Raw genomic sequence first — 22594 nt, 5'->3', positions numbered from 1 at the left:
CTCCAGCAAGCGCTGGAAGAGTCGGTCAGGAGGGGGCTGACGAGGGTGTCGGGACGGCATCCGTCAGGCGGAAATGCGCCCCCGGAGATGCTTCCTCAGCACGACCCCTTGGGACACCCCTCAGGACGCAGCCAGCTGCATGGCCAGGCAGCTTTCGGCGGCTGGTGACAGCACCAGCTCCACGGCCAGGTTCGAGCGGGTCATGCCCACGAAGAGGGCGCGGCGCTCGCGTTCGGTCAGCGTCTCGAAGTCCAGCTCGGTGATCACCACGCCGGCGGCGCTGCGGCCCTTGAAGCGGTGGATGGTCTCGACCAGCACGTCGCCGTGGGTCCAGATCGGGTCGCCGTCGGGGGTGTAGTCGCCACTGAAGCGGCGCGTCTCGAAGGGGCCCAGCCAGCGGGTGTTCAGGATGGTGGACGCAAAGCGGTCGCGGCCGCTCAGCACCACGATGTCCTTCATGGCGATGCCGCGATGCAGCAGGTTGCGCACGGCCTCGGCGGTCTCGCGCACCAGGCCCTTCTCGTTCTCGTAGACGCGGAATGACGGCAGCTCGCCGGCGTAGGGGCTGCGCGGGGTGATGGCCTGGTCGGAGAGGTGCAGGGCGTTGATCACCTCGCAGACCATGCGCGGGCTGCGGAAGTTGTCGTTGCAGGTCAGCGTCACGGCATCGGCCAGGTCGAAGCGGGCGCGGTCATACAGGCGCTGCGCGTCGTCTTCCAGCAGGTAGAGCCGTCCGGAGGCCTTCAGCTGCGGCAGCAGGCTCTCGACCCAGGCGGGCTGGAAGTCCTGACCCTCGTCGATGACGATCAGGTCGTAGGTGGGCTTCCATTCCTCGGCCGATTCGCAGTAGACGCGCGCCAGCAGGTCGAAGTTGTCGGGGGCGGCGAAGTCGGGCTCGCCGTAGTTGCGCCGGTAGTAGGTCACGCACAGCTCGGAATAGCTGGTCACGTCCGCCACGGGCGGGGCCAGCCGGCTGATGTGGTCGGCCAGCGAGCGGTTGAAGCACACGTACAGCGCGCGGCCGCCCTGGGTGACGGAATCGTTGAGCAGGCGCAGCGCCAGCTGGGTCTTGCCCGAGCCGGCCGTGGCCTGGATGCGGATCAGGCCATTGGGGGCCTGGATGCGCGGCACCCAGGTGGCCAGCCCCTCGGCCAGGCGCTGGGTGGTGCGTTGCAGCTGCTGGTCCAGGGCGGACAGATCCACCGAGACCTGGAATTCATTGGACAGGAAGCGGCGCAGCGCCTCGATGTCGCTTTGCGAGTCGCCATGGCGCATCAGTTCCTGCACGCGGGTGCCCAGGAAGGGGAAGTCGGCGGCGTCGATGATCCGGTCGCGCGACAGGGCCACGATGTCGCCGGTTTCCAGCCGGTAGTCGGGCAGCACCAGGCAGTGGCTCACGAAGGCATGCAGGCCGGCTTCCTTGAGGCGGTGCAGGAGCGCGGCGCGCTGCACGGCCAGCTGGCGGCGCACGTCGTGCTCGCGGCTGCTGTAGAGCTTGAAGAGTTCGCCGTCGCGCAGCTGCACGCCGCCGGACTTGATCTCCATCAGCAGCAGGTGGCCGGTGGGGCCCAGCACCACGATATCGATCTCGCCGTGGCGGTCCTGGCCGTTCTCCACCGAATGCCAAGCCACGCTGTGAAAGATGTCGTAGCCTGCCGGCAGCGATTCCTGCAGGCGTTCGAGCACGTCCAGTTCCCGGTAGAGACCCGTGTCCTGGCGGATGGCGTTGAGGCTGGGCGAGAGTGTGGCCATGAGCGGATGCGACCCTGGTGGCAGATGCCCCGGATTGTGCGCATCGCCCGCGCGACCCTTGAGGGTATGGCCCCGAATGGCCGGTGTCAGCTGCCGGGTGGGGAAGGGTGTGGGGCCCAAGCCACGGGTGGCCGGCTGGCGAACAGCGGGCCTTGGATGCCAGGGGGCCTTGGATGCAGGGGGGGGCTGATGCCAGCCAGAGGGGCCATGCGGCCATCGGCTTCGTGGGGGGCGCTCGTGCGCCCCTTCAGCGTGCCTCAGTCAAGCAGCTTCCAGCTCACGCCCGTGATGAAGCGCCGATCCATCTTGTAGATGTTGGTGCCGGGGTCGCTGTTGTAGCGCAGCTCGGCCGCGGCGGTCAGCGCCAGCTGGCGGGTGATGGACACGCTCAGGTCGGCCTGCAGCTCGGCGCGCCGGTCGCGATTGCGGTTGAGCGCGGGGTAGAACACCAGGCGCTGATGGGCGGTGGTGGTGTCGGTGAGTTGGTGGTGGGACTCGGTACCCAGTGTGAGTTCGGCGCGGCCGTAGCGGGTGCGCAGCTGGTCGGCCACGATGGTGGGCACCGTGTAGCGGTCTTCCGAGTAGCCCAGACCGGCAAACACGCTCCAGTCGTCGTTGGGGGTGGTGGTGACCTGGTAGCCCCGACCGAAGGCAGCGGCCAGCCGGTGCGACAGGTTGGCGATGCGGTCGCGGTACCAGCTGGTGTTGGCAAAGATGTAGTGGCGCTCGTCCAGGTTGCGCTTGCCGTTGAATTCCAGCGTGTTGTTGTGGGCGCTGGTCTTGTGGTTGCTGGTGTTGTAGAGCGCCTGGGCGCGCAGCGCCACGGTGTGGTGGCGGGTCTGGCGGGCCAGGTCGTAGTGCAGGTTGAAGCTGTTGATGTTGCTGTTGCCCGAGGCGAACGAGGCGCCAGCCCCCAGGATCTGGCGCCAGTGGCCATCAGGCTGGGTCTTGATCTGCGCCTGGGCCAGGCCAGGCAGAAGCAGCAGGGCCGCGAGGCCGAAGGTGATGGGACGGGTGTTCATGCTCATGGGAAGAAAGATATTCCGTGCTGGATCAGGGATCATTCGGTCAATGGGCTACTGTACCGGATCGCAGACTGTTATTCTTCGGAGTTGTCGGTTCCGAGGCCCAGGAAGGCTGCGGGCAGGCGTGGGTCCGTTGTTCCCGTCCTGTCCCTTGCACCGTGGCACCGGCCGGCACCCCATCCGCCCGAAGGAGTTTCGTTTCATGAGTTCTGCGCCGTCCCTGCGCCTGCATTCGCTGCCGCTTCTGGGCAGTGGCAAGGTGCGCGACAACTATGCGGTGGGCGAGGATCGCCTGCTGATGGTGACTTCCGACCGGCTCTCGGCTTTCGATGTGATCATGGCCGAGCCGATCCCCGACAAGGGCCGTGTGCTGAACACGCTGGCGCTGTTCTGGTTCGACAAGCTCAAGCATGTGGTGCCCAATCACCTCACGGGTGAGGCGCCTGAATCGGTGGTGCAGCCCGACGAGATTCCGCTGGTGCAGGGCCGCTCGATGCTGGTCAAGCGCCTGAAGCCCATCCTGGTGGAGGCCGTGGTGCGCGGCTACCTGGTCGGCTCGGGCTACAAGGAATATCTGGCCGAGGGCAGTGTCTCGGGCATTGCGCTGCCGCCGGGCATTGCCCAGGCCGAGCGGCTTGACGCCCCGATCTTCACGCCAGCGGCCAAGGCCGAGCTGGGGCAGCACGACGAGAACATCTCGTTCGACGAGATGGTGGCCCGCATCGGCGCCGACCTGGCCGAGCAGATCCGCGCCACCAGCCTGACGCTGTACCGTGAGGCCAGCGAGTATGCGGCCACGCGCGGCATCATCATCGCCGACACCAAGTTCGAGTTCGGTCTGGACGAAGAGGGCAAGCTGGTGCTGATGGACGAGATCCTCACGCCGGATTCCTCCCGCTTCTGGCCGGTGGATCAGTACCGCCCCGGCATCTCGCCGCCCAGCTTCGACAAGCAGTTCGTGCGCGACTATCTGGACACCATCAAGACCTGGAACCGCCAGGCGCCGCCGCCGCCGCTGCCGCTGGCCGTCATCGAGGCCACCAGCAACCGCTACCGCGAGGCCTATGAGCGGCTGACCGGCCAGTCGCTGTAAGCCGGGGAGACCATGAATCCGAACACTCAGACGCAGGTCACGCAGACCCTCACCGGCATGCCGCCCGTGGTGGGCGTGGTGATGGGCAGCAGTTCCGACTGGGACGTGATGCAGCACGCCGTGCATGTGCTCAAGCAGTTTGGCGTGCCGCACGAGGCCCGGGTGGTGTCGGCGCACCGCATGCCCGACGACATGTTCGCCTACGCCGAGGAAGCCGCCGGGCGCGGCCTGCAGGCCATCATCGCCGGGGCAGGGGGCGCGGCCCATCTGCCGGGCATGCTGGCGGCCAAGACCACGGTGCCGGTACTGGGTGTGCCGGTGCCCAGCCGTCACCTGCACGGGCAGGATTCGCTGCTGTCCATCGTGCAGATGCCGCGGGGCATTCCGGTGGCCACCTTTGCCATCGGCGAATCGGGGGCGGTGAATGCCGCCCTGTTTGCCGTGGCGCAGCTGGCCCTGTCGGATCCGGACCTTGCCACGGCGCTGAACGCCTATCGTCGCAGCCAGACCAAGGCCGCCCGCCAGATGGAGCTGCCGCGATGACCGATACCCCATCCCGTCGCCACGGCCGGCCTGCGAAGCTGGCATTCAATGAGCCGGCTCCTGCGCCGGCACCGCTGGACTGGAAGCCGTTGCCCCCGGGCAGCTGGCTGGGGGTGCTGGGCGGCGGCCAGCTGGGGCGGATGTTCTGCCAGGCCGCCCAGCGGCTGGGCTATCGCGTCTGCGTGCTGGACCCGGATGCCGATGGCATCGCCGCCCGGGTGGCCGATCATCACATTCGCGCCGACTATCTGGACGACGCTGCGCTGGTGGAGCTGGGCACGCTCTGCGACGCCGTCACCACCGAATTCGAGAACGTCCCGGCGGCTGCGCTGGAGCGGCTGGGCATGCTCACCCGGGTCGCGCCCACGGGCGCCTCGGTGGCCGTGGCCCAGGACCGGGTGGCCGAGAAGGCCTTCTTCACGGGGGCTGGCGTGCCGGTGGCCCCGTACCGGGTCATCGAGACCCTTGAAGACGTTGATGGCGTGCCCGACACGCTGTTCCCGGCCATCCTGAAGGTGGCGCGGCTGGGGTATGACGGCAAGGGCCAGGCCCGCGTGGCCACTCGTCAGGCCGCGCGTGACGCCTTTGAGCGCTTCACGGCCGCTGCTTCCGGCCGGGCGCCGGTCTGTGTGCTGGAGCAGCAGGTGCCGCTGGCGGCCGAGGTCTCGGTGCTGCTGGCACGCGGTGCCGACGGCCAGGTGGCCGTCTACCCGCTGGCTGCCAACGAGCACCGGCAGGGCATCCTGGCGGTCAGCACCGTGCCGGCTTCCGTCTCGCCGGCGCTGGCCGAGCAGGCCCGTGCCGCCGCCGTCAGCTTGGCCGAGCGGCTGGAATACCGCGGCATCCTGTGCATCGAGTTCTTCGTGCTGGAAGACGGCCGGCTGCTGGCCAACGAGATGGCGCCGCGCCCGCACAACTCGGGCCACTGGACGCTGGATGCGGCCGACTGCAGCCAGTTCGAGCAGCAGGCGCGTGTGATGGCAGGGCTGCCGCTGGGCAGTACCGCGCAGGTCCGGCCGGTCATCATGCTCAACATCCTGGGCAATGCGTGGTACCCGGTGGCACCGCCGCCGGCAGAGCCCACCGAGCCGGACTGGTCCGCCGTGCTGGCCCATCCGGGCGCCCACCTGCACCTGTACGGCAAGGATGAGGCCCGCATGGGGCGCAAGATGGGGCACGTCAACATCGTGGCCGACACCCTGGACGCCGCGCGTGAGCAGGCGGCCGCCATCGGTCATCAGGTGGCGCAGCCGCTGGTGGAAGGTTGAGCGGCGTGGCGGATGGCACGATGACCGACGCTCCGTTGGCCGAAGCGGCGGCTGTATTGCAGGCCGGTGGTGTCATCGGCCTGCCCACCGAGACCGTCTATGGGCTGGCGGCCAACGCCGCCGATGAACAGGCGGTGACCAGCATCTATCGTATCAAGGGGCGTCCGGCCGATCATCCGCTGATCGTGCATGTGGCGGACGCCCTGGCGGCGCAACAGTGGGCCGAGTGGACGCCAGCGGCACAGCGCCTGGCCGATGCCTTCTGGCCCGGGCCGCTCACGCTGGTGCTCAGGCGCCGGGCTGGTGCGCCGCCCTTTGCCAGCGCGGGGCAGGACACCATCGCGCTGCGCGTCTCGTCTCATCCGGTCTTTCAGCGCCTGATGCAGGCCCTGGCCCCGGTGGGCATCACCGGTCTGGCTGCACCTTCGGCCAACCGCTTCGGCCGCATCAGCCCCAGCCGTGCCGCTCATGTGCGCAGCGGGCTGGGCAGTGCCGTACCGCTGGTGCTGGATGGCGGCCCATCCGAAGTGGGCGTGGAATCCACCATCGTCGACCTGTCACGCGGTGCGCCCGTGCTGCTGCGCCCCGGTGGCATCAGCCTGCAGGCGCTGGCTGACTGCCTGGGGCAGCCGGTGCGCGCTGCGGATTCGCAGGCCACCCGGGAAGCGGATGCGCCGCGGGTGCCGGGGGCTCTGCCGTCCCACTATGCCCCGTCGGTGCCGCTGCGGCTGCTGTCGGCGGGAGCACTGGCTGCACTGCTCCAGCAGCGGGCAACAGCCCTTTCGGCCGCCCAGACGCCGGTCATCGACGGCCTGCCCATGGGGCGCATCGCGGTCTGGCGCCCGGAACCGCCCCCGGAGCAGCCGGGGCTCTTCTGGCGTTGCCAGCCCACCGAGGTGGCCCTGGCGGCCCGCCACCTGTATGACACCCTGCATCAGCTGGATGCGCTGGGCGTGGATGCCATTCTGGTGGAGCAGCCGCCTGCCGAGCCGGCCTGGCGCGCCGTGCAGGACCGTCTGCAGCGGGCCGCGGCAGCGGGCTGAGCCAGACTTTTCCTCGCTCTCGGCATACCATTTCCCTTTCTGCCGTTCGTTCCGGAGACCGCCCGATGGACAAGGAAGCGCCGCGTTCCGAAGACAGTACCGAAGTGGTGCTGTCCAGCATCCCGCGTGACTACAACGCTGCCCACGACCTGCTGCAGCGCAACCTGCAGGCGGGCCGCGCCGACCAGGTGGCCTTCGTCGATGAGCGGGTGGCCATGACCTATGGCGAGCTGGCCCGGCGGGTGGACCACTTCGCGCGTGGGCTGCACTCCATCGGGGTGGGGCGCGAAGACCGCATCATGCTGTGCCTGACCGACACGATCGACTGGCCGACCATCTTCCTGGGGGCCATCAAGGCGGGGGTCGTGCCGGTCTGCGTCAACACGGGGCTGTCCAAGCATGACTACGACTACATGCTGCGCGATTCGCGGGCCAAGGCGCTCTTCGTCTCGCGCTCGGTCTACCCGGCGCTGGATGGTCTGCACAACTCCATTCCCACGCTGTCGCGCCTGCTGGTCTCGGAAGCGCCGCTGGCCGATGGCGGCGACATCGGCGCCATCCTGGAGGCCGGTGCCGAGGACGATCACCTCGAGACCATCGACACCATCAGCGATGAGCCCTGCTTCTGGCTCTATTCCTCCGGCATCGACGGGCATCCCCGCGCCACCATCCACTGCCATTCCAGCCTGGTGCAGATGGGCGAGCTGTTCGGGCAGGGCGTGCTGGAGCTGACACCCCGGGACCGCTGCCTGTCGGTGGCGCCGCTCTACAGCGCCTACGGTCTGTGCAATTCCCTCATCTTTCCCATGGTGGCGGGGGCGATGGCCGTGCTCAAGTCCGGTCGCCGCACCGTGAGCGACCTCATCCATTATCTGACGGGGGCGGCACCCGCCAAGGTGGTGGGGGCTCGCCCGACCGTGCTGTTCGGGGTTCCGGCAGCGTTTTCGGCCCTGCTGGCTGATCCCGAGTGCCCCGATGACCATGAAGTGTCGCTGCGCCTGTGCGTTTCGGCCGGTGACTCGCTCTCGGCCAGCCTGCAGCGCCGCTTCGAGGAAAAGCTGGGTACGCCCGTGCTCAATGGCTTCAGCGCCACCGAGATGCTGCATATCTACCTGTCCAACACGCCGGCCGAAACGGCCGAAGGCACCGTGGGCAAGCCGGTGCCCGGCTTCCGCATCCGGCTGGTGGACGAGCTGAACGTCGATGTGCCCGACGGCAATGTCGGCACGCTGCTGGTCAATGGTCCCACCGCTGCCCTGGGCTACTGGAACCAGCGCCAGCAGAGCCGCGACGTGTTCCTGGGGCCCTGGGTGAAGACGGGTGACCGCTTCTGGCGCGATACGGAAGGTTTCTACCACTATGCCGGTCGTTCCGATGACCTGATCAAGATCTCCGGCCAGTTCGTCTCGCCGGCCGAGATTGCCAGCGCCCTGCAGGCCCACGAAGCCGTGGCCGAGGTGAGCGTGATCGGCGCGCCCGAGGAGGAAGGCCTGATCCGGCCCAAGGCCCTGGTGGTGCTCAAGCCCAACGAGACACCTGACCAGGCCATGGAGCAGCGCCTGATGGCCTATCTGGCCGACAACCTGGCCCAGTACAAGCTGCCCAAGTGGCTGGAGTTCGTGGACGTGCTGCCGGGTAATGAGCCCATCGCATCGCCAGAAGTCAGCGAAACCGATGGCAGCGCCATTGCCGAGACCGAAGGGCTCACGCAGGTACCGGCCAGCCGGGAAAGTCTGGTGGAAAGTGTGCTGCACCAAGCCGATGCGGCGCACCAGGCGCTGATGCAGGGGGATGACGAGGGGCGCTGAGCATTCGCGACGCGCAGGAACGAACAAGCCCCCGAAGGGGCTTGTTCAGCTCTGGAAGGGATGGCCTGCGGGACGCGGGCCTGCCCACCAGGTCCGGGCCAGCCCCTGCGGGGCCGGCTCGGGTCTTCTTCAGGCCATCACTTGGCCAGCGAGGCCTTCAGTTCCTGACGTCGTGCGTGCAGGATGGGCTCGGTGTAGCCGGCCGGCTGTTCGCAACCCTTGAGCACCAGGTCGGTGGCGGCCTGGTAGGCGATGCCGTTGCAGGCCGGGGCCATGTTGCGGTAGGCCGGGTCGCCGGCGTTCTGCTTGTCCACCACGGCGGCCATGCGCTTGAAGGTCTCTTCGACCTGCTGGCGGGTGACGACGCCATGGCGCAGCCAGTTGGCCATGTGCTGCGAGGAGATGCGGCAGGTGGCGCGGTCTTCCATCAGGGCCACGTCATTGATGTCGGGCACCTTGGAGCAGCCCACACCCTGATCCACCCAGCGGACCGCATACCCGAGGATGCCCTGGGCGTTGTTGTCCAGCTCGGCCTGCTTGTCGGCCTCGGACCAGTCAGCCTTGGCGGCGACGGGGATGGTGAGGATGTCTTCCAGTTTGGCGCGCTTGCCGCCCTTGGCGATCTCGGCCTGGCGGGCCAGCACGTCGACCTGGTGGTAGTGCGTGGCGTGCAGGGTGGCGGCGGTGGGGCTGGGCACCCAGGCGCAGTTGGCACCGGCCTTGGGATGGCCGATCTTCTGCTCCAGCATGGCCTTCATCAGATCAGGCATGGCCCACATGCCCTTGCCGATCTGGGCGATGCCGGACAGGCCGCAGGCCAGGCCCACGTCGACGTTGTTGTCTTCGTAGGCGAGGATCCACGGCTGGGTCTTCATGTCGCCCTTGCGCACCATCGGGCCGGCTTCCATCGAGGTGTGGATCTCGTCGCCGGTCCGGTCGAGGAAGCCCGTGTTGATGAAGGCGATGCGCGAACGGGCAGCGCGGATGGCTTCCTTCAGGTTGACGGTGGTGCGGCGCTCTTCGTCCATGATGCCGAGCTTGACGGTGTTGGCCGGCAGGCCCAGCACCTTCTCGACATGGTTGAAGATCTCGTTGGCGAAGGCCACTTCCTCGGGCCCGTGCATCTTGGGCTTGACGATGTAGATGGAGCCTTTGGCGGAGTTGCGGGCGCCACCGGTCTTCTTCAGGTCGTGCATGGCGATGAGCACCGTGCACATGGCGTCGATCATGCCTTCGGGCGCTTCCCGGCCTTCCTTGTCCAGGATGGCGGGGCTGGTCATGAGGTGGCCGACGTTGCGCACGAGCATGAGCGAGCGGCCCTGCAGCGACAACTCACCCTTGCCGTCGGGCGTGGTGTAGACGCGATCGGGGTTCAGGCGGCGGGTGAAGGTCTTGCCGCCCTTGCTGACTTCCTCGGTGAGGTCGCCCTTCATCAGGCCCAGCCAGTTGCGGTAGACATCGGCCTTGTCCTCACCGTCGACGGCCGCGATGGAGTCCTCGCAGTCCATGATGGTGGAGACGGCTGCTTCCATCACCACGTCGGCCACGCCGGCCGGGTCGGCCTTGCCGATGGGGTTGTTGCGGTCGATGCGCAGGTCGATGTGCAGCTGGTTCTGGCGCAGCAGCACGGAAGAGGGCGCACTGGCATCACCCTGGTAGCCCACGAAGAGGGACGGATCCTTCAGGCCCGTGGCGCCGTGGGCCGTCTGGGCCACCAGCTTGCCGTCGGCCACCTGGTAGGCGGTCACGTCCTTGTGGCTGCCCTGAGCCAGCGGAGCCACTTCGTCCAGGAAGCGCTTGGCCCAGGCGATGACCTGATCGCCGCGAGCCGGGTCGTAGCCGCCGCCCTTGGGCAGGCTGCCGATGGCGTCGGTGCCGTACAGGGCGTCATACAGGCTGCCCCAGCGGGCGTTGGCGGCGTTGAGCGCGTAGCGGGCGTTCATGACGGGCACGACCAGCTGCGGGCCGGGCACCTTGGCGATGGCGTCATCGACGTTGGGGGTGTCGATGGCAAAGTCGGGACCTTCGGGTACCAGATAGCCGATCTCGGTCAGGAAGGCCTTGTAGGCGGCCATGTCCTGGATGGGACCGGGATGGGCGCGGTACCAGTCGTCGAGCTTCTTCTGGATGTCGTCACGCTTGGCCAGCAGGGCGCGGTTCTTGGGGCCCAGGTCGTGGATGAGGCTGGACAGGCCTTGCCAGAAGGCGTCGGCGCTGACGCCGGTGCCGGGCAGAGCCTCCTCGATCAGGTCATGAAGGGGGGCGGACACCTGCAGGCCGAATCTTTCGACACGATGGGTCATGAGAGTCTCCGTGGAATTGACGAATCTTCCGGGAACGGGATCGTTCAGGTCTTATGGGGGGATAATACTTTGCTGGCAGTATACCCGTCCGTCCTGCCCGTCATGGCGGGGCCGGACGTTGTTACGGCAGGCTGGGGCATCGGTTGCGCTGCCCCCTGATCAGGCGGCGGGAAGATGGCGAAACCGTGTCGCAGCCCGGCATCACCCTGGCGCAGGGGCAGTGTTCGTTTTTGGGTATTTTGCCGTGCTTTCACGTCGGGTTGCGATGCGTTCGACTATAATTGAACGATGTTGCCATCAGTGCCAACGGTGTTTCGGGGCTGCTTCTCCGGGCGCCGCACACACGGTGGCACGCCGACAGTTCGCCCCGGGCCGGACGGGTGGACAGTCTGTCCGGCAGGGCATGCGCGGCAGGCGTGGCCCTGGAGGACGCCGTCGGTTGCCGGTCTTCTCTTCATATTGTGAAACGCGTTGAAGTCTTATGAAAAGCGGTCTTCCTGATGCAGGCCTCTCGGGCCTGGTCCATTCCGATGTCCTTGAAGAAGCTCTTGCCGAGGCTTCTGCCGATACGGCCGCCGATGCAGCGGACACCCCCGCTGCCGATGTCTCTCCGGCTGCGGCAGCCGATGCAGCCGTCGGTGAGCCTGCCCCTGTGCCGGCAAAGGCGGATGCCCAGGCTGGCGACACGTCCTTGCTGCCCTCGGAAGATCTGGCACGCATCCGCCGGCTGGAGGCACTCTATGAAGAATGGGCCGAGGTCCTGCCGCGCCTGCAGGCGGCCCAGCGGGAATGGCGGACGGCCCATGCCCGGCTGCAGGAGCTGCACCACTACTATTTCAATGGTGAATGGCGCCGCGACTATGAAGCCGATGAGGCCGGCCGGCTGCCCGAAGACATGCCGCGCGGCATCCTGTGCGAAGACACGCTGTACAACGCCTTCATTGCCGAGCGCGAGCTGGCGCTGGAATGGGTGCAGCTGGGCGCTCAGGCCCTGAAAGACGGCTGAAAGCTTTAAAGATCGCATCGCCGGCCACTTTTCGGGCCCTTTCCCGGTACAGGGCCCGGAGCGGCGCTTGCGCATTCGGATGGGGGCTGCAAGACTTCCATCATCGTGTGAATTCCTTCCTTTACTGTGGCGGCCCCGTGTGGGTCGCTGCCTGTTCTGTTCAACCCGGTGTCCATGAATTTCCCTGCCTTCCGACTGTCGCTGCTGACCCTTGCCCTGACGTGCGCCTGGGGCGCACAGGCTGCCACTGCACGTACCGATATCGCCCGGCCGACCGATTTCGCGGCACAGAGCGTGAGTCAGGGGCCGATCGTCTGTCAGAGCAGCAAGGTCAAGACCTGCGGCCGGCGGGTGGCGGGCAAGCTGGGCATGCCGGCGGGCAGCGCGCCGAAGTCGGCCTATCGCTTCGTCGAGGAGGAGTTCCTGTTTGACAGCGGCGTGGCCATCTTCCTGGAGACGGCGGTGCCGGAGAACCGCAACGCCCATGCCGGCTGGCGTCGCCGCCTGGCCTTCAGGAAGACGGCCGAGGGCTTCCAGCTGGTGCAGGTGGGCATTCAGTATCGTTGCCAGGGCGGCAGCTGGCAGAAGGAGGCCTGCGGCTCGGCCAGCCAGCTGGTCCGGCGCAAGACTGACGGCAAGGGGGTGCCCCAGGCTCAGGCCCAGGCCGGTGGCGCAGCAGGCCGGGCTTCGTCCGGCGCGGCCAGTGCGGCAACGCAGGCCGGCGCGGCAGGTGCCGCAGCAGTCACGGCCGCGCAGGCGGCTTCCGGGGCAGGGCAGGATGCACCGAACCGCATCGTGAGCGCCCGTGCCTCTGCCGGGCAGCCGGCCCAGGGGCAGGACACTGCCCGGACTACCGACGGTCAGGATCCGGCCGTGCGGGTGCTGCGCTCCGACCGCTCGGATGCCGGGGTGCGCTCGGCCACGCCTGTCGAGACCATCAGTCCCAACGAACAGGAGGCCGTGCCCGCGCTGGATGCCCGCTGGCGCCCGCGTCAGGATGCCATCGAGCAGGATGAGGCCGTGACGGCCGCCTATGACCAGAAGCAGCGGGTTGCCGAGGCAGAAAGCCAGCGCCATGCCGCGGAGCAGGCCGAGGCCGCCCGCAAGGCCGGGACCTCGGATCGCGCGGCCGATCTGGATGCGCTGCGCCGTGATGAAGCCATCGCCAACCGAGGCCTGTCCGAGGAAGATGCCCTGGTGGCCGCCCGTGAGCGCCAGAAAGGCGCGGCAGGTCAGGGCGCGTCGCAGACGGGTTCGAACCGGTCTGGCGCGTCGGTCTCCGGATCTGTCCAGGGCGACGCAGCAGGCCATGCAGATCGCAAGGGAGCCCAGTCGGCCCATGCGGCGGCCGACATCGTGGCGGCCAATCCGTCGATCTCGGCCGATCAGCTGAAACAGATGCACGCGGCCGAAGCATCGCTGGCACGGGCCACGGCCGGTTCTGCGCCGGGCGTGGTGGACGCCGGCGCTGCATCGTCCGATCAGGAAGGCGCGGACCAGGCGCAGACCGGGCCGGCCATGATCGACCACCGGACGGATGCCCGGGGCGCCGGGGCCGCCGACCAGGAGCCTGCAGGCGACGGAGCCGGACAGCGGACGGGCAAGGAGGGGCAGCCGGCCGCTCAGGCCGGTTCAGCCCAGGGAAGTGGCAAGGCCTCCAGCGACCCGGATGCCAGGCGCGGCTGGCAGACGGCCGTGATCGAGGCGGCGGGCAGCAACCACGGCACGCGGGTGCCGGCCACGCTGCCGGCCACCGTGCGCACGGCCGATGGCTTTGCGCCGATGGCGCTGTCCACCGAGAACGCTGCACAGCTGGGCAAGCCCTGCGAGCAGCCCATCGAGATGTGCGGCAAGCAGGTTTTCGAGACGCTCTTCCCGGTGCAGGCCAGCACGCTGGCTGCGCTGCCGGTCAACCAGAGCCGGCGCGAGAGCTTCATCTACGCGGACGGCCCGGTCACGAGCGCGGTCTATCTGGTGACGATGGCCAACCTGCCCGACGACAGCATCGCGTCGCAGCGCATCCGCATCGAGTTCGTGCGGCGTGGTGCGGGCTGGGTGGCCGCATCGGCTGGCCGCCAGTTCAAGTGCCGCGAAGGTGAGCTGGTGCGGCAGCAGTGGACGGATCGGTCCTGCCGGTAGTAGTAGATACGCAAAGATTATCTCGACAATCCGTTCATGGAAAACTCGCGTTTCTTGAATTTGCACTTAAAGCTGGGGTTTTAGGGTTGTCGAGATTTATACTTTCGCTAGACGTCGAAGGAGTCCGCGGTATTCTTGAATGAATCGATCCATAGGGCGTTCTTTTGCGTAGAATATTTTTGAATCAATACCGTTTTCTTCTGTGAGCTTGCATCGCTCCCTGAGGTCACGCAATAGACCTTTCCCCACACTTTTCCCGTCACCAGGGTAGGAGATTCTCACGACTCTCTCTCGATCGATATTTTTTCTTAGACCCAAAAAGCTTGATTTTTCGACGTACCGGACAACATCAACAGAGTTATTTTTGTGATTCTCTAGTTTAAACCCGTGTGCTTCGAGGATTGATTTTAATTCCCTGAAAGTTATCACTCTTTCCCCGTGTTCCACTCTTCTAAGTCTTTTTCTGATCCAGTGGGCCATCTCTTCAACTTCTTGGTCCGCCTGGTGGCCCTTTGTTGCTTTTTTCAAGAACCCGTGACTTGCGATTTTGATCATGAATTTATAAAGATCATCGCGTGTTAAGTTTTGGTCGAATGTGTGTTCGTTTTTGTCGAGGTGGCATAACATCGACACTAGTGCGGTGCGCTTGTTTCCGTTGTGAAATGGATGGTTCAAACACACTCCATAAGTTAAGGATGCTGCGTTAAGAGAAATGGTGTCATATTTCAGTTTTCCGTTGTATCCAGTGTATTGTCTGGAAACGGCAGATGATAGCAAATCTAGAGACCTGACTCCCGGCGGGCTTATTGGGTCATTCGATTTGTTGAAGTCTTGGGTGAGGGCTTCGTGTATAGCCAAAACTTCGTCTAGTGAAAGAGTTTCCATTTTTAAGTTTGGCTTGGTTTTAGGGTTCCGTTTGCATTTTTCTGATCAGCTATCTCTGTTATTGGTTGCGTCTTAGTTCTTTGGTTTGAATGTGATCATTACTAATAGTAGCACTATTTGTTTCTAGTTGTGACATTTTTGAGAAATTTTGTTCTGGAAAAGTTTCTTTTTTGCTACTATGCTGTTGGTTTTTATTCTCGCATTTGCTGAAGTCGTTGCCGCAGATGCCGCACGATTTCTCGATACCCAGGTTGGCAATGCCGCCGCAGGAACCGGCGATGGGCTTGCGGCCGGCCATCACGCCCACGGCCATGCCGGCCACGACCAGCAGCATCACGACAAAAACCAGAAGCCAGACAATCATCGGAATCTCCATTGGCCCGTCCATGGGCCTCGATCAGTATTGAACCATGACGGCACCTTGTGCCTGTGGTGCCGCCTCAGCAGCGCACGGATGTGGCGTCAGGGTGCAGTGGGTGCCGGAAAGCGGGCATCGAAGGCCGGCGTGGTGCGCGTCTGAAAGCCCTGGGGCGTGCGGCTGACCAGCAGTGCCGCCAGCTTGTGGCGCACGGCATAGTCGTAGCCGCGTTCGGGCCCCAGCACCATCAGCAGGGTGGACAGGCCGTCGGCCCGCATGGCTTCGGGGGTGACGACAGTGGCGGCTGCCAGCGTGTGCTCGATGGGGGAAAGCGTGCGCGGATCGATCAGGTGCGAGTAGCGCCGGCCGTTTTCCTCGCGGTAGTTGCGATAGTCGCCCGAGGTGGAGATGGCCTCATCCTTCAGCCGGATCAGGCGCTGCGCCTTGCGGTCATGGTCGAGCGGGGCCTCGATGGCGATCAGCCAGGGATGGCCGCCCGGTTTCTCGCCGGCGGCACGGATCTCGCCCGTGACCTCGATCAGATAGTCGTGGATGCCCTGGTTTGCAAAGCGCTCGGCCAGCCGGTCGATGATGTAGCCGGCGGCGATGCTGTTGAATTCGACGGTGATGGGAGCGTCCTTGCACAGCCGGTCACCGATGATCTTGAGGTGCCCCATGCCGGTGTGGGCGCGCAGGCTGGCCAGCGTGTCGGCGTCCAGGGAAGGGCGTGCAGGGGGCGGCGAAGGCTGCTTCGGCGCGCCGGATTGCGCCATCAGCTGGTCCACCGTCAGGGACTTGTCGCTGCCGGCAGCAGGAGCGTCGCTGGTTCCAGTCGCCTTTTGTTGGGCCTTTTCGCGTGCTGCCTTGGGCCCGAACTTCCAGGCGTCCAGCACGGGCAGCAGGGTCACGTCGTAAGCCCCCTCGCTGTCGGCAGCCAGCTGCTTGGCGCTGCGGGCCAGTTCCAGCGCCATGGGGGGCATCGGCTGGCAGGTGCCCGCCGGGGCGGCATTGAAGCGCGCCAAGTCGGAATCGTTGCGATAGGTGGAGACCGCGGCATCAAGCTGGTCGAGCTGACGCCGGATCTCGGCCTGGACGGCTTCGGGTTCGGGCGTGCCGCTGGCACGCACATAGCTGATGTGATAGCTGCTGCCCATCGTGGGGCCGGACAGCTGGACGACATCAGGCTGGCAGGCCGCCAGCAGGGGCAGGGCGGCTGCCAGAGCCAGCAGCCGGGATTTGGGGGCGGCGGGGGCGGCGGAGAGGCCACTGACCACAGAGCGAACCAGACGGCGCACACCGTCCCCTTTGCCTGCCTTGCCGGGCACGGCTCAGCCCCCGAAATCGTCCAGGAAGATGCTGTCGCGCTCGACGCCCAGGTCGGTCAGCATCTTGATGACGGCGGCGTTCATCACCGGGGGACCGCACATGTAGAACTCGCAGTCTTCCGGCGCCGGATGGTCCTTCAGATAGTTCTCGTACAGGACGTTGTGGATGAAGCCGGTCGGCCCCGTCCAGTTGTCCTCGGGCAGCGGATCGGAGAGCGCCAGCGTCCAGGTGAAGTTGGGGTTCTCCTTGGCCAGCTGGTCGAACTCATCCACATAGAAGGCCTCGCGCAGCGAGCGCGCACCGTACCAGAAGCTGATCTTGCGCTGGGACTTCAGGCGCTTGAGCTGGTCGAAGATGTGCGAGCGCATGGGCGCCATGCCGGCACCGCCGCCGATGAACACCATCTCGTTGTCGGTCTCCTTGGCGAAGAACTCGCCGAACGGACCATACACCGTGACCTTGTCGCCCGGCTTCAGGTTGAACACCCACGAGGACATCTTGCCCGGCGGAATGTTGTCGCCGCCCTTGGGCGGGGGCGAGGCCACCCGGATGTTGAACTTGACGATGCCTTTCTCGCCCGGATAGTTGGCCATGGAATAGGCCCGGACGACCGGCTCGTTCACCCGGGAGACGAAGCGCCACAGATTGAACTTGTCCCAGTCGGCACGGAACTCGTCCTGGATGTGGAAGTCCTTGTAGGCCACTTCGTGCGGCGGGCATTCCAGCTGCACGTAGCCGCCGGCGCGGAAGTCCACGCTCTCGCCCTCGGGCAGGCGCAGCGTCAGCTCCTTGATGAAGGTGGCGACGTTGAAGTTGGACTCGACCGTGCATTCCCACTTGCGCACGCCGAACACTTCTTCGGGCACGCGGATCTTCATGTCCTGCTTGACCGGGGTCTGGCAGGAAAGGCGCCAGCCTTCGGACGCGTCACGCCGCGTGAAGTGGGCTTCTTCGGTGGGCAGCATCTCGCCGCCGCCGGATTCGACGATGCACTTGCACTGGGCGCACGAGCCGCCGCCGCCGCAGGCCGAGGACAGGAAGATGTCCTGACCGGCCAGGGTCTGAAGCAGCTTGCCGCCGGCAGGCACCGTGATCTTGCGCTCGCCGTTGATCTCGATGGTGACGTCGCCGCTGGAGACCAGCCACGAGCGCGCCACCAGGATCAGCACCACCAGCGACAGCACGATCACCGTGAACATGCCGACCCCGAGCAGGATTTCCGAATTCATGAAAGGCTTCCTCCTGCAGGCTTGGTGAGGGTTGCGTCAGGCATCACAGCTGGACCCCCGAGAACGACATGAAGGCCAGCGCCATCAGGCCGATGGTGATGAAGGTGATGCCCAGGCCCTGCAGGCCGTCGGGCACGTCGCTGTACTTGAGCTTCTCGCGGATGCCGGCCAGCAGCACGATGGCCAGACCCCACGACAGGCCCGAGCCCACACCGTAGACGGCGCTCTCGGCGAAGGTGTAGTCACGCTCGACCATGAACAGCGTGCCGCCCATGATGGCGCAGTTGACGGTGATCAGCGGCAGGAACACGCCCAGTGCGTTGTAGAGGCTGGGCACGTACTTGTCCAGCAGCATCTCCAGGATCTGCACGATGGCGGCGATCACGCCGATGTACGACAGCAGCCCCAGGAAGCTCAGATCCACGTCGGGCAGCCCGGCCCAGGCCAGTGCACCGGGCTTGAGCAGCCAGGTGAACAGCAGGTTGTTGGCCGGCACCGTGATGGCCTGCACCACCACCACCGCCACGCCGAGGCCGATGGCCGTCTGCACCTTCTTCGAGATGGCGATGAAGGTGCACATCCCCAGGAAGAAGGCCAGCGCCATGTTCTCGATGAACACGGAGCGGAAGAAAAGACTCAGATAGTGCGCGGTCATCTGCGTTGTCCCTCGTAGTCAGTCATCCCGGACGTCCGGGTCAGCTGGATGTCCATGCTCAGTACTCCTCCTCGCGCGTGTGCGGGGCCAGCCGGAAGGCCGGCGTCTCGCACTGCTCCTTCTTCCAGGTACGCAGGGCCCAGATGATCATGCCGATCAGGAAGAAGGCCGACGGCGGCAGCAGCAGCAGGCCGTTGGGCACATACCAGCCGCCGTCGTTGACCACCGGCAGGATGGTGATGCCGAACAGCTTGCCGGCGCCCAGCAGCTCGCGGATGGTGCCCAAAAGCATCAGCATGGTGCTGTAGCCCAGGCCGTTGCCGATGCCGTCCATGAAGGAGAGCACGGGCGGGTTGGCCATGGCAAAGGCCTCGGCACGACCCATCACGATGCAGTTGGTGATGATCAGGCCGACGAACACCGACAGCTGCTTGGACAGCGAGAAGGCGTAGGCCTTGAGCAGCTGGTCGACGATGATGACCAGCGACGCGATGATGACCATCTGCACGATCATCCGGATCGAGCCCGGAATCTGCGTGCGCACCATCGAGATGAACATGCTGGAGAAGGCGGTGACGAGCGTCAGCGCGATCGACATCACCAGCGCGGTCTTCAGGTTGGAGGTGACGGCCAGTGCCGAACAGATGCCGAGGATCTGCAGCCCGATCGGGTTGTTCTTGATGATCGGGTCGAGGAGAACCTCGCGGATGGTGGGTTTGTCAGCCATGCTCAGCGTCCTCCCGTCGATGCCTGCGATGAACCCTGTGCGCTGTCACGCAGGTTCGCGATGAACGGCCCGAAGCCCTTGGGGCCCAGCCAGAAGTGCAGCAGGTTGTCCACGCCCTTGCTGGTGAGCGTGGCACCGGCCAGTCCGTCGACCTGATGGGCGGCCTGCGGGCTGGACGGATCGACCGAGCCCTTGATGATCCTGATGTCAGCCTTGCTGCCGTCGTCGCTGAAGACCTTCTTGCCCGGCCACAGCGCCTTCCAGCGGGGGTTGTCCACCTCGCCGCCCAGACCCGGGGTCTCGGCGTGCTGGTAGAAGCCCAGGCCCACGACCGTGTTCAGATCGTTCTTCAGGGCGATGAAGCCGTGCAGCGTGGACCAGAGTCCGTAGCCGCGGATCGGCAGGATCAGGGTTTGCAGCTGTTTCTGCGGGCCCTCGACCTGGTAGACCACGGTACGGTGCTCGCGCCGACGGATCGAGGCGATGTCGTCCTCGCCGGACAGGGCCGACGACTGCGCCGGGTCCTTGGCCGCCTGCAGCGGGTCGAAGGTCTCGGGCTTGCCGTCCTCGACGAAGCGGCCGCTGTCCAGGTCCACCAGACGCGGCTGGATCCGCTCGCGGAAGACGCGCTGAACTTCCTGCGCGCTGGCTTCCGGCTGGATCAGGCCGGCGATGACGAGGATGTTGCGCTGCTTGTCGAGCAGGCTGTTGGTGAGCTGCACGGGCTTGAGCATCACGGCCGCGCTGGCCACGATCACCGAGCACACCAGGCACATGACGAAGGCCACCAGCAGTGTCCGGCCGATGGATTCTTGCTGTTTAGACACGGCGCTTGGCCCTCCGCTTGATGTTGGCCTGGATCACGAAGTAGTCGATCAGGGGCGCACACAGGTTGCCGAACAGGATGGCCAGCATCATGCCCTCGGGATAGGCGGGGTTGATCACGCGGATCATCACCACCATCACCCCGATCACGATGCCGAAGGCCCACTTGCCGGCGTTGGTCATGGAAGCCGACACGGGGTCGGTGGCCATGAACATCATGCCGAAGGCGAAACCGCCCAGCACCAGGTGCCAGTACCAGGGCATGGCCAGCATCGGGTTGGTCGAGCCGGCAGCAAACAGGTTGAAGAGGGTGGAGAGCGCCACCATGCCGATCATCACGCCGGCGACGATGCGCCAGGCGGCGATCCGGGCCAGCAGCAGGACGCTGCCGCCCAGCAGGATGGCCAGCGTGCTGGTCTCGCCGATCGAGCCCGGCATGAAGCCGAGGAAGGCGTCGGTCCAGCTCAGGCCGTTCTGCGCCAGGGCGCCGACCCCGCTGCTTGCGGCCTGGCTCAGTGCCGTCGCGCCGGCATAGCCGTCCACGACGTTCCAGACGGATTCACCGGACAGGGAGGCCGGATAGGCGAAGAAGAGGAAGGCACGGCCCGCCAGTGCCGGGTTGATGAAGTTCTTGCCGGTACCGCCGAACACCTCCTTGCCCAGCACGACGCCGAAGCTGATGCCCAGCGCCACCTGCCACAGCGGGATGGTGGGGGGCAGCGTCAGCGAGAACAGCACCGAGGTGACGAAGAAGCCCTCGTTGATCTCGTGGCGGCGGATGGTGGCAAAGAGACCCTCCCAGAAGCCGCCAACCGCGAAGGTCACGGCATAGATGGGCAGGAAGTACACCGCCCCCTGGACGAAGTTGTCGTAGAAGCTGTTCGGGTCGAAGCCCGCCAGCATGCGCACGATCTCGATGTGCCAGCCGGTCTGCGCGGCCAGCAGCTCGGGCTGCTGGGCAAAGACCAGGTTGGCCTGATGGCCCACGTTCCACATGCCGAAGAACATGGCCGGGAAGGTGCACAGCCACACCAGGATCATGATCCGCTTCAGGTCGAGGCTGTCGCGGACGTGCGCCGTGGTGCGGGTGAGCAGCCGCGGCCGGTACAGGAAGGTGTCGGCGGCCTCGTACAGCGGATACAGCTTCTCGAATCGGCTGCCCTTGTGCACCAGCGGCTCGATCCGGTCAAGCAATGCTCTCAGTCCCATGGGTCAGCCCTCCTTCTCGATGCGGGTGAGGTTGTCCCGCAGAATCGGGCCATACTCGTACTTGCCGGCACAGGCATAGGTGCAGAGCGCGAGGTCTTCCTCGTCCAGCTCCAGGCACCCCAGCTTCTGGGCCATCTCGGTGTCGCCCACGATGAGCGAGCGCAGCAGCTGCGTGGGCAGGATGTCCAGCGGCATCACCGCCTCGTAGGTGCCGGTGGGCACCATGGCCCGGGGGCTGCCGTTGGTGGTGGTGGTCATGGCCAGCGGCTTGCGGCCGAACAGCTTCCAGACGAAGGCGCCGCTGACCGAATGCTTGTCGAAGCCCGGCCGCAGGAAGTGGAACATCTGCCGGTCGGTACCTTCACGCAGGCAGCTCACCTGCAGGTCGTAGCGACCCAGGAAGGCACAGGCGCCGCGCGCCGTGCGGCCGCCCAGCAGCGAGCCGGAAACCACGCGGTTCTCGCCCGGCTCCAGCTCGTTGGCCACCAGCTCGTCCAGGCTGGCGCCCAGTCGGGTACGCAGCAGCCGCGGCTTCTTCACCACCGGGCCGCCCAGGGCGATCACCCGTGTGGTGTCCAGCTCACCCGTGGTGAACAGGTGACCGATGGCGATCACGTCCTGATAGTTGATGGTCCAGACCGTGCGCGTGGCATCGACCGGATACAGGAAATGGATGTGCGTGCCGGCCAGACCTGCCGGGTGAGGTCCCTCGAAGGTCTCGGTCGTCACGCCCTTCACGTCCTCGCCGGGCAGGGCAGAGCCGGGCGCCCGGCACAGGAACACCGGCGCCAGCCGCGTGAGCACCGCCAGGCCATGGCGGAAGTCATCGGCCCGTTCGGCGATGATCGTGACGGGATTGGCCGCCAGCGGATGGGTGTCGATGGCGGTGACGAAGATGTGTGCCGGCGTGGCATCCACGGCCGGGATCTTGCTGAACGGCCGCGTGCGCAGCGCCGTCCAGAGCCCTGAGCGCTGCAGGTTCTCACGCACGGCCTCGCCGGACAGCGAGCCCAGCTTGTCGGGGCTACAGTGGGCAAAGCGCAGGGCGGCGTCCGGCGCCGATTCGTCGCCCACCTCGATCACGACCGACTGCAGCACCCGCCGCTCGCCGCGGTTGATGGCGCTGATCGTGCCGCTGGCCGGTGCCGTGACCTGCACGCCAGGGTTCTTCTTGTCGGAGAAGAGCGGCTGGCCCTTCTGTACCCGGTCCCCCACCTGCACCGCCATTGTCGGCTTCAGGCCGTGATAGTCGAAACCGATCACCGCCACGTGGTGCACCGCGCGGGCAGTCTCGATCCGCTGCTCGGGTGCACCTGTGATGGGGATGTCCAGGCCACGCTTGATTCTGACCATCTCGTTCCTATGGTTGCTGTGTTAAGTATTCAGTCGTCAGCCCGGAT

General features: G+C 66.0%; 19 protein-coding genes. 7 read left to right on the top strand and 12 right to left on the bottom strand.

What is annotated here, in order from left to right; genetic code table 11:
• Nucleotides 1-120: 120 nt before the first annotated feature.
• Both EL249_RS11835 and EL249_RS11830 read right to left on the bottom strand, forming a co-directional pair.
• Nucleotides 121-1752: an ATP-binding domain-containing protein gene (locus tag EL249_RS11835; protein ID WP_005672058.1), complete on the bottom strand. Its 1632-nt coding sequence runs from the start codon at nucleotides 1750-1752 to the stop codon at nucleotides 121-123.
• A gap of 257 nt (nucleotides 1753-2009) precedes the next feature.
• A complete protein-coding gene (locus EL249_RS11830) occupies nucleotides 2010-2780 on the bottom strand; it encodes a DUF481 domain-containing protein (RefSeq protein ID WP_005672061.1) in 771 nt (256 codons plus the stop codon).
• Between the two features lie 199 nt (nucleotides 2781-2979).
• Between EL249_RS11830 and EL249_RS11825 the strand changes: the two genes are divergently transcribed.
• The 5 genes from EL249_RS11825 (at nucleotide 2980) to EL249_RS11805 (ending at nucleotide 8532) form a co-directional block, all read left to right on the top strand.
• Nucleotides 2980-3870 carry a phosphoribosylaminoimidazolesuccinocarboxamide synthase gene (locus EL249_RS11825; protein WP_040530445.1) on the top strand — a complete coding sequence of 297 codons (891 nt, stop codon included), beginning with the start codon at nucleotides 2980-2982 and terminating at the stop codon, nucleotides 3868-3870.
• A gap of 57 nt (nucleotides 3871-3927) precedes the next feature.
• Nucleotides 3928-4413 (top strand): 5-(carboxyamino)imidazole ribonucleotide mutase, encoded by a 486-nt coding sequence (gene purE, locus EL249_RS11820; protein WP_040530447.1) that lies wholly within the window; start codon nucleotides 3928-3930, stop codon nucleotides 4411-4413.
• Nucleotides 4410-5681, top strand: a complete 1272-nt coding sequence (locus EL249_RS11815; RefSeq protein ID WP_005672068.1) for a 5-(carboxyamino)imidazole ribonucleotide synthase — start codon at nucleotides 4410-4412, stop codon at nucleotides 5679-5681. Before purE ends, EL249_RS11815 begins: the two co-directional genes overlap by 4 nt.
• Before the next feature lie 20 nt (nucleotides 5682-5701).
• On the top strand, nucleotides 5702-6724 hold the full coding sequence (locus tag EL249_RS11810; protein ID WP_040530450.1) for an L-threonylcarbamoyladenylate synthase: 1023 nt from the start codon (nucleotides 5702-5704) through the stop codon (nucleotides 6722-6724).
• A 65-nt stretch (nucleotides 6725-6789) separates the two neighbouring features.
• Nucleotides 6790-8532, top strand: a complete 1743-nt coding sequence (locus tag EL249_RS11805; protein ID WP_005672072.1) for a benzoate-CoA ligase family protein — start codon at nucleotides 6790-6792, stop codon at nucleotides 8530-8532.
• 137 nt (nucleotides 8533-8669) lie between these two features.
• Here the strand turns inward: EL249_RS11805 and EL249_RS11800 are convergent, their stop codons facing one another.
• On the bottom strand, nucleotides 8670-10835 hold the full coding sequence (locus tag EL249_RS11800) for a malate synthase G (protein ID WP_005672074.1): 2166 nt from the start codon (nucleotides 10833-10835) through the stop codon (nucleotides 8670-8672).
• 481 nt (nucleotides 10836-11316) lie between these two features.
• On the opposite strand from EL249_RS11800, the gene EL249_RS11795 reads away from it, so the two are divergent.
• On the top strand, nucleotides 11317-11841 hold the full coding sequence (locus EL249_RS11795) for a DUF4298 domain-containing protein (protein WP_005672078.1): 525 nt from the start codon (nucleotides 11317-11319) through the stop codon (nucleotides 11839-11841).
• Between the two features lie 174 nt (nucleotides 11842-12015).
• Nucleotides 12016-13980, top strand: coding sequence for a hypothetical protein (locus tag EL249_RS11790; protein WP_005672080.1), 1965 nt, complete (start codon nucleotides 12016-12018; stop codon nucleotides 13978-13980).
• A gap of 96 nt (nucleotides 13981-14076) precedes the next feature.
• Here EL249_RS11790 and EL249_RS11785 read toward each other — a convergent pair whose 3' ends face one another.
• The 9 genes from EL249_RS11785 to EL249_RS11745 all read right to left on the bottom strand — a co-directional run bounded on the left by EL249_RS11785 (nucleotide 14077) and on the right by EL249_RS11745 (nucleotide 22547).
• Nucleotides 14077-14865 carry a type II toxin-antitoxin system death-on-curing family toxin gene (locus EL249_RS11785; protein WP_005672082.1) on the bottom strand — a complete coding sequence of 263 codons (789 nt, stop codon included), beginning with the start codon at nucleotides 14863-14865 and terminating at the stop codon, nucleotides 14077-14079.
• Between the two features lie 58 nt (nucleotides 14866-14923).
• On the bottom strand, nucleotides 14924-15229 hold the full coding sequence (gene nqrM, locus EL249_RS11780; RefSeq protein ID WP_197721588.1) for a (Na+)-NQR maturation NqrM: 306 nt from the start codon (nucleotides 15227-15229) through the stop codon (nucleotides 14924-14926).
• A gap of 98 nt (nucleotides 15230-15327) precedes the next feature.
• Nucleotides 15328-16518 (bottom strand): FAD:protein FMN transferase, encoded by a 1191-nt coding sequence (locus EL249_RS11775; RefSeq protein WP_170169608.1) that lies wholly within the window; start codon nucleotides 16516-16518, stop codon nucleotides 15328-15330.
• Between the two features lie 33 nt (nucleotides 16519-16551).
• Entirely contained in the window at nucleotides 16552-17778 is a 1227-nt protein-coding gene (nqrF, locus tag EL249_RS11770) for an NADH:ubiquinone reductase (Na(+)-transporting) subunit F (RefSeq protein ID WP_005672090.1), read from the bottom strand.
• 43 nt (nucleotides 17779-17821) lie between these two features.
• Nucleotides 17822-18433 carry an NADH:ubiquinone reductase (Na(+)-transporting) subunit E gene (gene nqrE / locus EL249_RS11765; RefSeq protein ID WP_005672092.1) on the bottom strand — a complete coding sequence of 204 codons (612 nt, stop codon included), beginning with the start codon at nucleotides 18431-18433 and terminating at the stop codon, nucleotides 17822-17824.
• Between the two features lie 58 nt (nucleotides 18434-18491).
• On the bottom strand, nucleotides 18492-19160 hold the full coding sequence (locus EL249_RS11760; RefSeq protein ID WP_005672094.1) for an NADH:ubiquinone reductase (Na(+)-transporting) subunit D: 669 nt from the start codon (nucleotides 19158-19160) through the stop codon (nucleotides 18492-18494).
• A gap of 2 nt (nucleotides 19161-19162) precedes the next feature.
• Nucleotides 19163-19987: a Na(+)-translocating NADH-quinone reductase subunit C gene (locus EL249_RS11755; protein WP_005672096.1), complete on the bottom strand. Its 825-nt coding sequence runs from the start codon at nucleotides 19985-19987 to the stop codon at nucleotides 19163-19165.
• Nucleotides 19980-21194: an NADH:ubiquinone reductase (Na(+)-transporting) subunit B gene (locus tag EL249_RS11750; RefSeq protein ID WP_005672097.1), complete on the bottom strand. Its 1215-nt coding sequence runs from the start codon at nucleotides 21192-21194 to the stop codon at nucleotides 19980-19982. Before EL249_RS11750 ends, EL249_RS11755 begins: the two co-directional genes overlap by 8 nt.
• Before the next feature lie 3 nt (nucleotides 21195-21197).
• A complete protein-coding gene (locus EL249_RS11745; RefSeq protein WP_005672099.1) occupies nucleotides 21198-22547 on the bottom strand; it encodes a Na(+)-translocating NADH-quinone reductase subunit A in 1350 nt (449 codons plus the stop codon).
• Between the last annotated feature and the right edge of the window lie 47 nt (nucleotides 22548-22594).

The organism is Lautropia mirabilis (assembly GCF_900637555.1).
Lineage (GTDB): Bacteria > Pseudomonadota > Gammaproteobacteria > Burkholderiales > Burkholderiaceae_E > Lautropia > Lautropia mirabilis.
The sequence above is the reverse complement of the archived record's forward strand: the minus strand, read 5'-3'. Positions and strand labels throughout refer to the sequence as shown.

Bases quoted from the DNA above. Each gene is read 5' to 3' on its own strand.
- EL249_RS11790 (WP_005672080.1), top strand. From the start codon at position 12,016: ATGAATTTCCCTGCCTTCCGACTGTCGCTGCTGACCCTTGCCCTGACG.
- EL249_RS11800 (WP_005672074.1), bottom strand. From the start codon at position 10,835: ATGACCCATCGTGTCGAAAGATTCGGCCTGCAGGTGTCCGCCCCCCTT.
- EL249_RS11835 (WP_005672058.1), bottom strand. From the start codon at position 1,752: ATGGCCACACTCTCGCCCAGCCTCAACGCCATCCGCCAGGACACGGGT.
- EL249_RS11745 (WP_005672099.1), bottom strand. From the start codon at position 22,547: ATGGTCAGAATCAAGCGTGGCCTGGACATCCCCATCACAGGTGCACCC.
- EL249_RS11810 (WP_040530450.1), top strand. From the start codon at position 5,702: ATGACCGACGCTCCGTTGGCCGAAGCGGCGGCTGTATTGCAGGCCGGT.
- nqrM (WP_197721588.1), bottom strand. From the start codon at position 15,229: ATGATTGTCTGGCTTCTGGTTTTTGTCGTGATGCTGCTGGTCGTGGCC.
- EL249_RS11795 (WP_005672078.1), top strand. From the start codon at position 11,317: ATGAAAAGCGGTCTTCCTGATGCAGGCCTCTCGGGCCTGGTCCATTCC.
- EL249_RS11785 (WP_005672082.1), bottom strand. From the start codon at position 14,865: ATGGAAACTCTTTCACTAGACGAAGTTTTGGCTATACACGAAGCCCTC.
- EL249_RS11825 (WP_040530445.1), top strand. From the start codon at position 2,980: ATGAGTTCTGCGCCGTCCCTGCGCCTGCATTCGCTGCCGCTTCTGGGC.
- EL249_RS11750 (WP_005672097.1), bottom strand. From the start codon at position 21,194: ATGGGACTGAGAGCATTGCTTGACCGGATCGAGCCGCTGGTGCACAAG.
- EL249_RS11815 (WP_005672068.1), top strand. From the start codon at position 4,410: ATGACCGATACCCCATCCCGTCGCCACGGCCGGCCTGCGAAGCTGGCA.
- nqrF (WP_005672090.1), bottom strand. From the start codon at position 17,778: ATGAATTCGGAAATCCTGCTCGGGGTCGGCATGTTCACGGTGATCGTG.
- EL249_RS11760 (WP_005672094.1), bottom strand. From the start codon at position 19,160: ATGGCTGACAAACCCACCATCCGCGAGGTTCTCCTCGACCCGATCATC.
- EL249_RS11830 (WP_005672061.1), bottom strand. From the start codon at position 2,780: ATGAGCATGAACACCCGTCCCATCACCTTCGGCCTCGCGGCCCTGCTG.
- EL249_RS11805 (WP_005672072.1), top strand. From the start codon at position 6,790: ATGGACAAGGAAGCGCCGCGTTCCGAAGACAGTACCGAAGTGGTGCTG.
- purE (WP_040530447.1), top strand. From the start codon at position 3,928: ATGCCGCCCGTGGTGGGCGTGGTGATGGGCAGCAGTTCCGACTGGGAC.
- nqrE (WP_005672092.1), bottom strand. From the start codon at position 18,433: ATGACCGCGCACTATCTGAGTCTTTTCTTCCGCTCCGTGTTCATCGAG.